12 protein-coding genes are annotated in these 13,640 nt (G+C 72.7%); 6 read left to right on the forward strand and 6 right to left on the reverse strand.

What is annotated here, in order from left to right; genetic code table 11:
• Positions 1-17: 17 nt before the first annotated feature.
• Positions 18-689, reverse strand: a complete 672-nt coding sequence (locus tag KSED_RS03940; RefSeq protein ID WP_012802283.1) for a uridine kinase family protein — start codon at positions 687-689, stop codon at positions 18-20.
• A gap of 78 nt (positions 690-767) precedes the next feature.
• Here KSED_RS03940 and KSED_RS03945 point away from each other — a divergent pair, with 78 nt between their 5' ends.
• Entirely contained in the window at positions 768-1,448 is a 681-nt protein-coding gene (locus KSED_RS03945; RefSeq protein ID WP_012802284.1) for a PH domain-containing protein, read from the forward strand.
• A 39-nt stretch (positions 1,449-1,487) separates the two neighbouring features.
• On the opposite strand, the gene KSED_RS03950 is transcribed toward KSED_RS03945, so the two are convergent.
• Together KSED_RS03950 and KSED_RS03955 are read right to left on the reverse strand one after the other, a co-directional pair.
• Positions 1,488-3,209 carry a phospho-sugar mutase gene (locus KSED_RS03950; protein WP_012802285.1) on the reverse strand — a complete coding sequence of 574 codons (1,722 nt, stop codon included), beginning with the start codon at positions 3,207-3,209 and terminating at the stop codon, positions 1,488-1,490.
• A gap of 90 nt (positions 3,210-3,299) precedes the next feature.
• Positions 3,300-4,145, reverse strand: a complete 846-nt coding sequence (locus tag KSED_RS03955; RefSeq protein WP_041291206.1) for a purine-nucleoside phosphorylase — start codon at positions 4,143-4,145, stop codon at positions 3,300-3,302.
• Positions 4,146-4,197: 52 nt separating this feature from the next.
• On the opposite strand from KSED_RS03955, the gene KSED_RS03960 reads away from it, so the two are divergent.
• Positions 4,198-5,634 carry an NAD(P)H-quinone dehydrogenase gene (locus KSED_RS03960; protein ID WP_012802287.1) on the forward strand — a complete coding sequence of 479 codons (1,437 nt, stop codon included), beginning with the start codon at positions 4,198-4,200 and terminating at the stop codon, positions 5,632-5,634.
• 103 nt (positions 5,635-5,737) lie between these two features.
• Here KSED_RS03960 and KSED_RS03965 read toward each other — a convergent pair whose 3' ends face one another.
• On the reverse strand, positions 5,738-7,528 hold the full coding sequence (locus tag KSED_RS03965) for an acetyl/propionyl/methylcrotonyl-CoA carboxylase subunit alpha (RefSeq protein WP_041290851.1): 1,791 nt from the start codon (positions 7,526-7,528) through the stop codon (positions 5,738-5,740).
• Positions 7,529-7,650: 122 nt separating this feature from the next.
• On the opposite strand from KSED_RS03965, the gene KSED_RS03970 reads away from it, so the two are divergent.
• The 4 genes from KSED_RS03970 (at position 7,651) to KSED_RS03985 (ending at position 12,491) form a co-directional block, all read left to right on the forward strand.
• The gene (locus KSED_RS03970) at positions 7,651-8,619 is read left to right on the forward strand and encodes a PfkB family carbohydrate kinase (RefSeq protein ID WP_012802289.1); all 969 of its coding nucleotides are present in this window, start codon (positions 7,651-7,653) and stop codon (positions 8,617-8,619) included.
• A 145-nt stretch (positions 8,620-8,764) separates the two neighbouring features.
• On the forward strand, positions 8,765-9,949 hold the full coding sequence (locus KSED_RS03975; protein WP_012802290.1) for an acyl-CoA dehydrogenase family protein: 1,185 nt from the start codon (positions 8,765-8,767) through the stop codon (positions 9,947-9,949).
• 7 nt (positions 9,950-9,956) lie between these two features.
• Entirely contained in the window at positions 9,957-11,570 is a 1,614-nt protein-coding gene (locus KSED_RS03980; RefSeq protein ID WP_012802291.1) for an acyl-CoA carboxylase subunit beta, read from the forward strand.
• A 72-nt stretch (positions 11,571-11,642) separates the two neighbouring features.
• On the forward strand, positions 11,643-12,491 hold the full coding sequence (locus KSED_RS03985) for a siderophore-interacting protein (RefSeq protein ID WP_012802292.1): 849 nt from the start codon (positions 11,643-11,645) through the stop codon (positions 12,489-12,491).
• Between the two features lie 113 nt (positions 12,492-12,604).
• Here KSED_RS03985 and KSED_RS03990 read toward each other — a convergent pair whose 3' ends face one another.
• Together KSED_RS03990 and KSED_RS03995 are read right to left on the reverse strand one after the other, a co-directional pair.
• Positions 12,605-13,285, reverse strand: a complete 681-nt coding sequence (locus KSED_RS03990; RefSeq protein ID WP_012802293.1) for a Maf family protein — start codon at positions 13,283-13,285, stop codon at positions 12,605-12,607.
• On the reverse strand, positions 13,282-13,623 hold the full coding sequence (locus KSED_RS03995; protein WP_012802294.1) for a cupin domain-containing protein: 342 nt from the start codon (positions 13,621-13,623) through the stop codon (positions 13,282-13,284). The genes KSED_RS03990 and KSED_RS03995 overlap by 4 nt, the downstream gene beginning before the upstream one ends.
• Positions 13,624-13,640 lie beyond the last annotated feature (17 nt).

The following is a 13,640-nucleotide window of genomic DNA, read 5'->3' on the forward strand; positions in this document are numbered from 1 at the left end:
GCCCCAGCCTACTGCCGTCAGGCGTCGCGACCGGCGCCCCACCGCACGGCCGCCGTGCGCTCCCCGGCCCGGGGTGACATGACGCGCGCGCCCAGGGTGCGCTGCTGGGCGACGAACTCCGGCTCCGTGCGGCGCAGGCGGTTGCCGCGCTCCCAGAGCACCGCCGGAGGCTTGCGGCGCTCGGCCAGGTCCCGGGCCAGACGGCGCGAGAAGGTCACCCACGGGCCGGCGGTGATGCACCACGCGGCGGCGAGCAGCCCGTTCTCCTGCAGGCGGCCCACCAGGTGCGCGGCGAAGATCCCCTCGGCCACGATGAGGGGCGCCTCGTGCCGCTCGACGAGGCGGTGGCCGACCACCGACGAGCTCGAGATGTCGTAGGTGGGCACGTCCACCCGACCGCGGGTGGCCAGGGCGTGCAGGCCGGCGACCGCCGCGTCCGCGTCCCAGGTGTCCACGTGGTCCCAATCCACCAGGCCGTCGGGGCGTAGCGGGAGGCCCTCGGCGTCATGCGGATGGTAGTAGTCGTCCAGCGGCACCACGGGCCATCCGTGGGTCTGCCCGAGCCGCCGTGCGAGGCGGGTCTTGCCGGCGCCGCTGGGGCCGGTGAGCAGCAGCACCCGGGCGCCGTCCCCCGGCTGCGGGGGCGTCGGGTGGCCCGGCGAGGGTGCGGCAGGGGGAACGTCGGCCATGAGGGATGATCTTACGTGCGCGCCAGGAGTCCCCGGCCCGTCCCCCACCCTCGTTCCCGACCCCACGGAGTCCCCTCGATGTCGTCCCACCCGACCGACGCGACGCCCCCGACCGACACCACGGATGCCGCCCGGACGTCAGGCCCCGCCCAGGTCGTCCACCCCAAGAAGGCCCGCATCCTGGCGATCATCTCCTGGGTGCTGGCCGTGTGCTTCATCGTGCTGGCACTGGTCACCCGGCCCACCTCGTGGGTCACGGTCGGGCTGGCCGTGGCAGGCGCCGCTCTGGCATGGGTGCTCATCTGGCGGCCCCGGATCACCCTGGACCACCACGGACTGACCATCGTGAACCCGGTGCGCACCACCACGATCCCGTGGCAGCGCATGCGCCGGGTGGGCTCCCGGTGGAGCCTGGAGGTGGAGTCCGAGCGCGGGATGCACCGGGCGTGGGCGGTGGGTTCCTCCTACCGCGACCCCTCGGGGGTCGACCACTCGGCGGACGTGACCGGGCTGGGCCTGCTCCGCCGGGTCACCACCGGGCAGGACCCGCGGGAGCAGGAGCCGCCGCCGGCGAAGATGCTGGAGGACCTGCAGCACGTGGCCGGCACCGTCCGCGGCGCCCGCGACGCTCACGCCGACGCCCTGACCGATGGGGTGATCGAGGCCGACCCGACGCCCACCCGCACCCGCATCGAGCCCCTGCCGGCCGCCGGGCTGGCGGTGGGCCTGCTGCTCCCGCTGGTGATCTGGGCCCTCTGACGGGGCCCACCGCGCCGTCAGGCGCCGGGCCCGGTCAGCTCACAGTGCCGTGAGGCGCTCCATCTCCGCACGGACCGTGGCGAGCCGCTGGCGCGCGCAGTGCTTGGCGCGGGGCAGGTCACTGTCCTCCACGGGCACCACGACCTCGAGGTAGACCTTCACCTTCGGCTCGGTGCCGGAGGGGCGCACGATCACGCGGGTGTCGTCCGCGAGCACCCAACGCAGGCCCTCGGTGGGCGGCAGGCCGTTCCAGCCCTCGGCCAGGTCGTCGGCCTCGACCACCTGTGAACCGCCGAGCGCGGCGGGCGGGTCCTGCCGCAGGCGCCCCATGACCGTCTCGATCTGGGAGAGCTCGTCCACCCGGATGCTGAACGAGTCGGTGGCGTGCACGCCGTGTTCGAGGGCGAGGTCGTCCAGCACCTCCAGCACGGTCCGCGTGCGGGAGCCGGAGCGCAGTCGCGCCACGAGGTCGGCCACCATCAGGGCCGCGCTCACGCCGTCCTTGTCCTTCACGTGCTGCGGGTCCACGCAGTAGCCCAGGGCCTCCTCGTAGCCGAACGCGAGGTTCTCCACCCGGCCGATCCACTTGAAGCCGGTGAGGGTCTCGGTGTGCTGCACCCCGGCGGCGGCGGCCATCCGGGAGAGCAGCCGCGAGCTGACGATCGAGTTCGCGAACACGGCGCCCTCGGGAAGCCCACCGGTCTCGGCCGCGCGGCGCAGGACGTGTGCCCCCAGCAGGGCGCCCACCTCGTCACCGCGGAGCATCCGCCAGCCCACCGGGTCCTGGGGTGTGATGGCGTCCGGGTCGGGGACCGCCACGGCGCAGCGGTCCGCGTCCGGGTCGTTGGCCAGGACGATGTCCGGCTGCACGCGGGCGGCCAGCGCCAGCGCCTCGTCCATGGCGCCGGCCTCCTCGGGGTTCGGGAAGTCGACGGTCGGGAAGTTCGGGTCGGGGGTGGCCTGGGAGCCGACGGTCTTGGGGCTGGAGAAGCCCGCCTGCTCGAAGGCCTGCACCACCAGGTCGTTGCCCACGCCGTGCAGAGAGGTGTGCACCACCGACAGTTGCTTGGGGCCGGCCGGGTCCACCACGCTCACGGCGGCCTTCAGGTAGGCCTCGCGCACGTCGTCGGTGGCCGTGAGCCAGCCGGACTCCGCCCGCGGCACCGAGGCCACCGACTCCACCGCCCGGATGTGCTCGGCGATCTGCGCGTCCACCGGGGAGACGATCTGGCTGCCGTCGCCCAGGTACACCTTGTAGCCTTTGTCCTGCGGCGGGTTGTGGGAGGCGGTCACCATGACGCCCGCATCGGCGCCGGTGTGGCGGATGGCGAAGGCCAGCACGGGGGTGGGCAGCGCCTCGGGCAGCACGATGGCGTTGCCGCCGGCCCCCACGACGACGGCCGCGGTGTCCAGCGCGAAGTCGTGGCTGCGGTGCCGCGCGTCGTAGCCGATCACCACGGTGGGGGCGGCCACCGGGTCGTCCTCTCGCTGCTGCAGCCAGCGCACCAGGCCGGCGGCGGCGCGGATGACGACGGACCGGTTCATGCGGTTGGGCCCAGCGCCGATCTGGCCCCGCAGCCCGGCGGTGCCGAACTCGAGCAGCCCCGAGAAGCGGTCGGTGAGGTCGGCGTGGTCGGCGTCCTCGCCGGTCAGGGCGTCCAGCACCCCCTGCAGCTCGGTCCGGGTCACCTCGTCGGGGTCGTCGTCCAGCCAGGTCCGGGCACGGTCCAGCAGGTCCTGCGGGGCGGGGGTTGGCTCCACGATGGTCTCCGTTCGGTGGCGGGCGGTGGGGGTGCCCGGTGGTGCTGGTGGGGAGTGAGGTGAGTGGGTGAGGACGTCAGGGGGGCGGGGTCACAGGCGGGGGACGATGCCGGCGAGCAGCTCCCCGCATCGGGCCGAGGCGGCCTGACCGGCCTCGATGACCTCGTCGTGGCTCAGGGGGTTCTCGCTGATGCCGGCGGCGGCATTGGTGACCAGCGACAGACCCAGCACCGACATGCCGGCCTCGCGGGCGGCGATGGCCTCCAGCGTGGTGGACATGCCCACCAGGTCGCCACCGATCGCCTTGGCCATGCGCACCTCGGCCGGGGTCTCGTAGTGCGGCCCGCGGAACTGCACGTACACGCCCTCCTCCAGCGAGGGGTCCACGGTGCGCGCGACCTGCCGCAGGTGCGGGGTGTAGAGGTCGGTGAGGTCCACGAAGGTGGCGCCCTCCAGCGGGGAGTGAGCGGTGAGGTTGATGTGGTCGGAGATCAGCACCGGGGTGCCGGGGGCCCAGTCGGGGTTCAGGCCGCCGCAGCCGTTGGTGAGCACCATCGTGTCGCAGCCGGTGGCAGCGGCCGTGCGGACGGTGTGGACCACCGGGCGCACGCCGTGGCCCTCGTAGAAGTGGGTCCGGCTGCCGAACACCAGCACGTCGCGGGTGCGGCCGTCGTGGCCGTCCACCGCGAAGGAGCGCATGACGCTGGAGTGGCCGTGGACCGCCGGCGGCGGGAACCCGGTGACCTCGGACTGGTCGAAGGACGCCACGGGCTCGCCCAGCAGGTCGGCCGCGGAGCCCCATCCGGAGCCCAGTGTGAGGGCGATGTCGTGGCGCTCGACGCCCGAGAGCCGGGCGATGTCCGCTGCGGCCTGTCGGGCCACCTCGCGGGGGTCGGTCGCGGGGTCGTTGAAGGGGCTGGTCGTCTCGGGGGTCAGCACGTGCGCAGCCTATCGACTCGGCGGCCACCTGCAGTGGTTGGATGGGGCCATGCTCGACAACGCTCCTGAGGTCATCATCATCGGCGGCGGCCCCGGTGGCTACGAGGCCGCTCTCACCGCCGCCGCGGCCGGCGCGCAGGTCACCCTGGTGGAGGACACCGGCGTGGGCGGCGCCTCGGTGCTCACCGACTGCGTGCCCTCGAAGGCCCTCATCGCGACGGCGGAGTTCCGGCAGCGCTTCGAGTACGCCGACCGGATGGGGGTGGAGTTCTCCGAGGACGACGGGAACCCCACCACCAAGGACCCGGTGCGGCACGGCGTGGAGGCCCACATCGACCTCGCAGCGGCCAACCGGCGCGTCATGGAGCTCGCGGCGGCCCAGTCCTCGGACATCGCGAGCTCCCTGAGCGAGGCGGGCGTCACCGTCATCGAGGGGCGGGGTCGGCTGCTGGGGCGGGACTACGTGGAGGTCGAGCGCGCCGACGGCTCGCGCGAGCCGCTGCGGGCCGACACGGTGCTGCTGGCCACCGGGGCGTCCCCGCGCGTGCTGCCCACGGCTCGGCCGGACGGCGAGCGCATCCTCACCTGGCAGCAGGTGTGGGAGCTCACCGAGCTGCCCAGCAAGGTCGTGGTGGTCGGTTCCGGTGTCACCGGTGCCGAGCTCGCGCACGCCTACCTCGGGCTGGGGTGCGAGGTCGTGCTGGTCTCCTCCCGCGACCGCGTCCTGCCGGGGGAGGACGCCGAGGCCGCCGAGGTGTTGGAGACCGTCTTCCGCGAGCGCGGCATGCAGGTGATGAACGGTGCCCGCGCCGACACCGTGGAGCGCCAGGGGGACGAGGTGCTGGTGACGCTCACCGACGGGCGCACCGTCACCGGCTCGCACTGCATCATGGCCGTCGGCTCGGTGCCGAACACCGAAGATCTGGGTCTGGCGGAGGCCGGGGTACAGACCTCGGAGTCCGGCCACATCCTGGTGGACAAGGTCTCCCGCACCTCTGCCCGTGGCATCTACGCCGCCGGTGACTGCACCGCCGTCCTGCCGCTGGCCTCGGTGGCCGCGATGCAGGGGCGCATCGCCATGAGCCACGCCCTCGGTGATGCGGTGGCCCCGCTGCGCCTGGGCGGCGTGAGCTCCAACATCTTCACCGACCCCGAGATCGCGACCGTGGGCTTCGGCGCCAAGGAGCAGCGCGAGGGTGCGGTGGGCGTCAACGAGATCATGCTGCCGCTGTCGGCCAACCCGCGGGCGAAGATGCGCAACCTGCGCCACGGCTTTGTGAAGCTGTTCACCACCCAGGGGTCGGACGTCATCGTCGGGGGAGTGGTCGTGGCCCCGCAGGCCTCGGAGCTCATCTACCCGGTGGCGCTGGCCGTGCAGAACCGCCTGACTGTGGACCAGCTCACCAGCACCTCCACGGTGTACCCCTCGATGTCGGGGACCATCGCCGAGGCCGCACGTCGCCTGCACTCGCGCGACGTGGACTGATCAGCCCCCCCGGGGCGCTCCAGGGTGAGCGTGCCCTGGTCGAACTGAGAGGAGCCCGGCCAGTCGCCGGGCTCCTCTCAGTCACGCTGCGTGCGAGCTCAGCTCACTCGGCGGGTGCGTCCTTGATCTCGCAGATCACGCCACCGTTGTTGACGGTCTCGCCCACGGCGGCCTTCAGCCCGGTGACCACACCGGCCTTGTGGGCCTTGATGGGCTGCTCCATCTTCATGGCCTCGAGCACGACGACCTGGTCGCCCTCGGCCACGGTCGCGCCCTCCTCGACGGCCACCTTCACGATGGTGCCCTGCATGGGGGCGGTCACCGCGTCGCCGGAGGCCGCGGCCGCGCCGCCACCACCGCGGGAGCGCTTCGGGGCCTTCTTGCGTGCACCGCCACCAGCGGCACCACCGCCCCCGAGCGCGAGGTCGCCCGGCAGACTGACGGCCATGCGGCGGCCGTTGACCTCGACCAGGATCTCCTGGCGCGGGGCCTTCTCCTCGGCCTCGGCGGTCTGGCCGGCGTAGGGCTCGATGGTGTTGTCGAACTCGGTCTCGATCCAGCGGGTGTGCACGCTGAAGGCCTGGTCGGGGTCGGACGGGGCGAAGGCCTCGTCGCGCACCACGGCACGGTGGAAGGGCAGCACGGTGGGCATGCCGTCGACGACGAACTCGTCCAGCGCGCGGCGGGAGCGCTCGATGGCCTCGGTGCGGGTGCGGCCGGTGACGATCAGCTTCGCGAGCATCGAGTCGAAGGCGCCGGCCACCGCATCGCCCTCCACCATGCCGGAGTCCACGCGGACGCCGGGGCCCAGCGGGGGACGGAAGGTGGAGGCGGTGCCGGGCGACGGCATGAAGTTCAGGCCCGCGTCCTCGGAGTTGATGCGGAACTCGATGGAGTGACCGCGCACCTCGGGGTCGTCGTAGCCCAGCTCCTCGCCGGCGGCGATGCGGAACTGCTCGCGCACCAGGTCGATGCCGGTGACCTCCTCGGTCACGGGGTGCTCCACCTGCAGGCGGGTGTTGACCTCGAGGAAGCTGATGGTGCCGTCGGTGCCGATGAGGTACTCGCAGGTGCCGGCGCCCACGTAGCCGGCGGCCTTGAGGATGTCCTTGGAGGCGCGGCGCAGCTCGGCGTCCTGCTCCGGGGTCACGAAGGGGGCCGGGGCCTCCTCCACGAGCTTCTGGTTGCGGCGCTGCAGCGAGCAGTCACGGGTGGAGACCACCACGACGTTGCCGTGCTGGTCGGCCAGGCACTGGGTCTCGACGTGGCGCGGGGAGTCGAGGAAGCGCTCGACGAAGCACTCGCCGCGCCCGAAGGCGGCGACGGCCTCGCGGACCGCCGAGTCGTACAGCTCAGGGATCTCCTCGCGGGTGCGGGCGACCTTCAGGCCGCGGCCGCCACCGCCGTAGGCCGCCTTGATGGCGACCGGCAGGCCGTGCTCGTCGGCGAAGGCGAGCACCTCGTCGGCGGACTCGACCGGGTCCTTGGTGCCCGGCACCAGGGGCGCGTTCGCCGCATCGGCAATGTGGCGGGCCTTGACCTTGTCGCCGAGGGAGTCGATGGCGGACGGCGGCGGGCCGATCCAGGTGAGCCCGGCGTCCATGACGGCCTGGGCGAAGTCGGCGTTCTCCGAGAGGAAGCCGTAGCCGGGGTGCACGGCGTCGGCGCCGGCCTCCTTGGCCACCTGGAGGAGCTTCTCCACCACCAGGTAGGACTCGCCGGGGGTGTTGCCCCCGATCGAGTAGGCCTCGTCGGCCACCTTGGTGTGGAGGGCGTCGCGGTCGGCGTCGGCGTAGACGGCGATGGAACGGATGCCCGCGTCAGCGCAGGCGCGGGCGATACGGACGGCGATCTCGCCACGGTTGGCGATCAGCACGGAGGTCACAGGAGCCATGCGGGGCACTCTAACGTGATGCCCGCCACGGCCCGCTCCGGGCAGGACTCACTCCACCGTGCTGTGGCGCGGTGGAATGAGTCCGCCGCGGCTCGGGCCCGGGGTGATGCACGCTGTACCCCATGCAGAGCGTCCAGCAGCCCCGCATCATCCACACCGCTCAGGCGCTGGTGGACGAGGTCTTCCACGTCCCCGCCCTGCCCGAGCTCGGCGGCAACGTCATGGCGTGCTCGGCGGCGCAGTACGCCGGGGGAGCCGTGACCACCCTGGTGGCCGCCCGCCGGCAGGGGGCCCAGGCGGTGCACGCCGGCTCGATCGGCACCGGCTGGCGGGGTGACCTGGTGCGCGAGGCGCTCGCGGCCGCAGGGGTGGTGGCCAGCGCCCCGACTGTCGAGGACGCGGACACCGGCACCTGCGTGGTGCTGGTCGACAACGAGGCCGAGCGCACCTTCATCACCACCCAGGGGGCGGAACGCGTCATCACCGCAGCCTCGCTGGCTACTGCTGCGCCGGTGCCCGGGGACGTCGTCTGCGTCTCGGGCTACACCCTGTTGGACCCCACGCGGCAGCCGCTGCTCGACTTCCTCGCCGCCCTGCCTGAGGGGGTCGACGTGTGCGTGGACCCCGGTGCCGTCTTCGCGGGGCTGGCCGAGCGGGACCGGCGCGCCGTGGTGGCGGCGACCACCCAGTGGACCTCCAACCTCGCCGAGGCCCGTGCCCTGACCGGTGAGCACCACCCCTCGATGGGGGGGGCGGCCGCCGCGGTGGCCGCCCACCTCATCGATGCCTCAGCGCCCGTCGAGGCGGTCGTCGTCCGCGACGGGGAGAAGGGGTGTGCGGTCGTCGCCGTCGAGGGCGGGCGAGCCGGCGAGCCGGTGGATGTCCCCGGCTTCCCGCAGGAGGCGGTGGACACCAACGGGGCCGGGGACACCCATTGCGGGGCGATGGTCGCCGAGCGGCTCCGAGGGGTGGACTGGGTGACGGCCTGCCGGCGGGGCAACGCCGCATCGGCCATCACGGTGACGCGACCCGGGCCGGACACGGCCCCCGACCGCGCGGAGACCGACGCCTTCCTCGACGCGCAGGAGTGAGACGGGGCGGCGTCGTACCACCCGCCGGAGCACCTATGCTCTGACGTGGTGTGACCCGCACCACCGACGCCGGCTGCCGGGCCCGATGGCCCGCCGGAGCGTCAGACGGGTCCTACAGACCACTGCCGTCACGAAAGGCCTGCGCATGTTCGAGCTGACCAAGGACCACGAGGACTTCCGCCAGGTCGTCCGCCAGTTCGCCGAGACGGAGGTGGCCCCGCACGTGGAGAAGTGGGACGCGGAGTCCTACTTCCCGACCGAGCTGATCCCCAAGATGGGCGAGCTGGGCCTGTTCGGGCTCGTCGTCCCGGAGGAGTACGGCGGCGCCGGCATGGCCGAGGAGGGTGCGTTCACGTACCTGTGCCTGGCCATCGAGGAGCTGGGCCGGGTGGACCAGTCCATCGGTATCACGCTCTCGGCCGGGGTGGGCCTGGGCATCAACCCGATCCTTACCTATGGCAACGACGAGCAGAAGCAGAAGTGGCTGCCCGACCTGGTGGCCGGCAACGCGCTGGCCGGCTTCGGCCTCACCGAGCCCGATGCGGGGTCGGACGCCAGCGGCACCCGCACCAAGGCCAGCCTCGAGAACGGCGAGTGGGTCGTCAACGGCGCCAAGTCGTTCATCACCAACTCGGGCACGGACATCACCAGCTGCGTCACGGTCACCGCGCGCACCGGCACCCGGGAGAACGGCAAGCCGGAGATCAGTGCCATCATCGTGCCCTCGGGCACCCCCGGGTTCACGGTCGAGCCGGCATACCGCAAGCTCGGCTGGCACATCTCGGACACGCACGGCCTGACCTTCGAGAACTGCCGCGTGCCCGAGTCCAACCTGCTCGGCGGCGTCGGCGAGGGCTACAAGCAGTTCCTCAAGACCCTCGACGACGGCCGCATCGCCATCTCGGCGCTCGCCGTCGGCCTGGCGCAGGCGTGCCTGGAGCAGACCACGCAGTACGCCAAGACCCGCACCGCCTTCGGCAAGCCGATCGGCGCCTACCAGGGCGTCTCCTTCCAGATCGCCGACCTGCAGGTGATGGTCGAGGCCGCCCGCGTGCTCACCTACAAGGCCGCGTGGCTGAAGGACGAGCAGGAGGCCGGCCGTCGCTCGATGCAGGAGGTCAAGAAGGCCGCCTCCATCGCCAAGCTCTACTCCACCGAGGCCGCCGTGACGGCCACCCGCATCGCCACCCAGGTCTTCGGTGGCAACGGGTTCATGGAGGAGTACCCGGTGGCCCGCTTCTACCGCGATGCCAAGATCCTGGAGATCGGCGAGGGCACCTCCGAGGTGCAGCGCATGCTCATCGCCCGCGGCCTGGGCCTGGAGGGCTGATCCACCGATGACGACCACCACCACCGCAGGCGAGACCCCCGGGGTGCAGCCCTTCGCCGACGCGACCCCCGGCGGGGACGAGAAGGTCGCCGACGTCCGGCGCCGTCTCAACGAGGCCCACGCCGCCTCCGCGGCCCCCACCGAGAAGGGCGCGGCCAAGCTCGAGAAGCAGAACAAGCTCTACGTGCGCGACCGCATCGCGCTGCTCTTCGACGAGGGCTCCTTCGTCGAGGACGCCCGCTACGCCAACGCCACCGCCGAGGGCCTCCCGGCCGACGGCGTGGTCACCGGGCGGGGCACGGTCGACGGCCGCCCGGCCATCGTCATCGCCAACGACCCGACCGTGAAGGCCGGGTCCTGGGGTGCGCGCACCGTGGAGAAGATCGTGCGGGCCACCGAGGCGGCGCTCCGCGAGGAGCTGCCGGTCTTCTGGTTCGTCGACTCCGCCGGTGCCCGGATCACCGACCAGGTCGAGCTCTTCCCGGGCCGTCGCGGCGCCGGGCGGATCTTCCACAACCAGGTGGCGCTCTCGGGCAAGGTGCCGCAGATCTGCTGCCTGTTCGGCCCGTCGGCGGCCGGTGGTGCGTACATCCCCAGCTTCACCGACGTGGTGATCATGGTGGAGGGCAACGCCTCGATGTACCTGGGCAGCCCCCGCATGGCGGAGATGGTGGTGGGCGAGAAGGTCACCCTCGACGAGATGGGCGGCGCACGCATGCACTGCACCGTCTCCGGCGTGGGTGACATCCTCGTGCAGGACGACAGCGAGGCCATCGAGACGGCCAAGATGTACTTCTCCTACGTGCCGCAGAACTGGCAGACGCCGCTGGAGCCGTACGTCGCCGAGGAGCCGGCCGAGCCGCTGACGCGCACCACGGTGCCGGAGGTGGAGAGCCTGCCCTTCGACATCCACGAGGTGGTCGACGGCCTGGTGGACGATGACTCGTTCTTCGAGATCAAGGAGCTCTTCGCCCCGGAGCTGGTCATCGGGTTCGCCCGTATGGACGGCCGGACGGTCGGAGTGGTCGCGAACAACTCCGCGGCCAAGGGCGGCGTGCTGTTCACCGACTCCGCAGACAAGGCCTCGCGGTTCATCTGGCTGTGCGACGCCTACTCCATCCCGCTGCTGTACCTGGTGGACGTGCCGGGCTTCATGATCGGCTCCGAGGTGGAGCGCGGTGGGATCATCCGCCACGGCGCCAAGATGGTCTCGGCCGTCTCGAGCGCGACGGTGCCGCAGTTCTGCATCATCGTCCGCAAGGCCTACGGCGCGGGCCTGTACGCGATGGGGGGACCAGGCTTCGCGCCCGACGCCACCCTCGCCCTGCCCACCGGCCGCATCGCGGTGATGGGGCCGGAGGCCGCCGTGAACGCGGTGTACGCCAACAAGATCGCCGAGATCGAGGCCGAGCAGGGCACGGAGGCGCGCGACGCGTTCGTGCAGGAGATGCGCGAGGAGTACGTCAAGGACGTGGACCTCGAGCGCCTGGCCAGCGACCTGGTGATCGACGGCATCATCGAGGCCGACGCGCTGCGCGACGAGTTGCTCAAGCGCCTGGAGTTCGCACGGAACCGCGAGCGGGTGTTCTCCACCCGCCGCCGGGACATCCCGCCGGTCTGACCCCGGACGGAACCCACGACGCCGGACGGGGCGGTGCCAGTTAGGGTGACCTCACTCAACCGAGGAGATCCCATGACTGTCACCGCCCCGTCCGGCCGTCCGGCCCGTCCCGTCCGCACCGTCGAGGTCGTCTCCACCGAGTGGCTCACCCCGGAGATGGTGCGGGTGTGGTTCGCCGGTGAGGGCGTCGGCGCGCTGGGCGAGCTCGAGCACACCGACCACTACGTGAAGTTCCTCTTCCCGCCGGCCGGGGCGCCGTACGCCCACCCGGTGCACCCCGATGCCGTGCAGGCCGAGCACCCGCGCGAGCTCTGGCCGATCACGCGCACCTACACGATCCGGGAGGTCCGGGACGGCCGGATGGCGGTCGACTTGGTCGTCCACGGTGACGAGGGCCTGGCCGGTCCGTGGGCCGCGTCGGTGCAGCCGGGGGAGCGCGTCAGCTTCCGTGGTCCGGGCGGCGCCTGGGGGCCGACGCCCGGCGCGCACCACCTGCTCGCCGGGGACGAGTCCGCCATCCCGGCCGTGGCGGCGGCGATGGAGCGGGTGGTGGCCCAGGGGGCGACCGCCCAGGTCTTCGTGGAGGTCTCGGGTGCGGAGTCGGTCCCCGACCTGCCGCAGGGCGACGGCATCGAGCTGGTGGTGGTGCCCCGTGACGGCGCCGGCCACGGGCACGCCCTCGCCCACGCGGTCCGGGAGCAGGGCGCCCTGCCCCAGGGCGTGCGGGTGTTCGTGCACGGCGTGGCCGAGATGGTCAAGGAGCTGCGCCGGTACCTGTTCGTGGAGCAGGGCCTGGCCAAGGAGGCGGTGTCCATCTCCGGGTACTGGCGCACCGGGTGCACCGAGGACCAGTGGCAGGCCGGCAAGCGCGATTTCATGGCCCAGGTGGAGGCCGAGGAGGCAGCCGTCTCCTCGCGGTGAGCGGTGGGCTGGCCGCTCTCCCGGTGGGCCGCACGAGGAGCGCGAAAGGCGCGCAGGGGCTGGATATTCCGGCGCCGTGACCGCCGCCCCGCGGCGGCCTGCGCGGCGCCCGGTCAGCCCCAGAGCTCGTGGATGCCGATGCCGGCCGCGGCCAACAGCTCGCGCAGCAGCGAGAGCGACAGCCCCTGCACCGCACTGGGGTCGCCCTCGACACGGGTGATGAACGGCGCCCCGTGGCCCTCGAGGGTGAACGCCCCGGCGACACCCAACGGCTCCCCGGTGGCGACGTAGGCCTCGATCTCGGCGTCGGTGACCTCGGCGAAGGTCAGGTCGGTGGAGGCCACCGCGCCCAGCGTCGCACCGGAGCCGCCCTCGCCCTCGGGGTCGGTGTCGCGCAGGTCGATCAGCCAGTGGCCCGTGTGCAGCGTGCCGGTGCGCCCCCGCATCGAGCGCCAGCGCTCCGCGGCCACCTCGGGGGTGCCGGGCTTGCCGTGCACGTCCCCGTCGAGCTCGAGCACCGAGTCGCAGCCGATGACGACCTCGGCGGTGGCGTCCTCGGCCAGCTCCGATGCCGCGGCCTCGCACTTGGCGCGCGCGAGCACCAGCGCCACCTCATCGGGGCTGAAGGCCTGCCCGGCCGCCTCCTGGGCGCGGGCGAGCTCGGCCCCCTCGTCCACCCCGGAGACGTGCACGCGGGGCTCGATGCCGGCCGCGCCCAACAGCGCGAAGCGGGAGGGGGACTGGCTGGCCAGCACCAGCCGGTGGCCGGGGCGTTCGTGCTGCGCGGCGCTCACACGGACTTCACCATCGTGAGCAGGAAGTGGCAGGGCTCGGTGGCGGCCACGGCGTGCGGCACCGAGGCGGCGAGGTTCACCACGTCGCCGGGCACCATCGCGTGCGTCTCGTCGCCGACGGTGAACTCCATCGCCCCGGCGACGACGGTGATGACGATGCGGTGGGGCGCCTTGTGCTCGGTCAGTCCTTCCCCGGCGTCGATCGCGAAGCACACGGTGCGCACCGCGTCGTCGTCCACCAGGGTGGCGGCGCGGACCTTCCCGGGCTCGATGGGGTGATCGGACACGACGGATGTGACGACGGGGGACTGCTCGGACGTGGGGGCGGATGGGCTCATGCCCCCGAGCCTACTGG

Source organism: Kytococcus sedentarius DSM 20547 (assembly GCF_000023925.1).
Taxonomy (GTDB): domain Bacteria; phylum Actinomycetota; class Actinomycetes; order Actinomycetales; family Dermatophilaceae; genus Kytococcus; species Kytococcus sedentarius.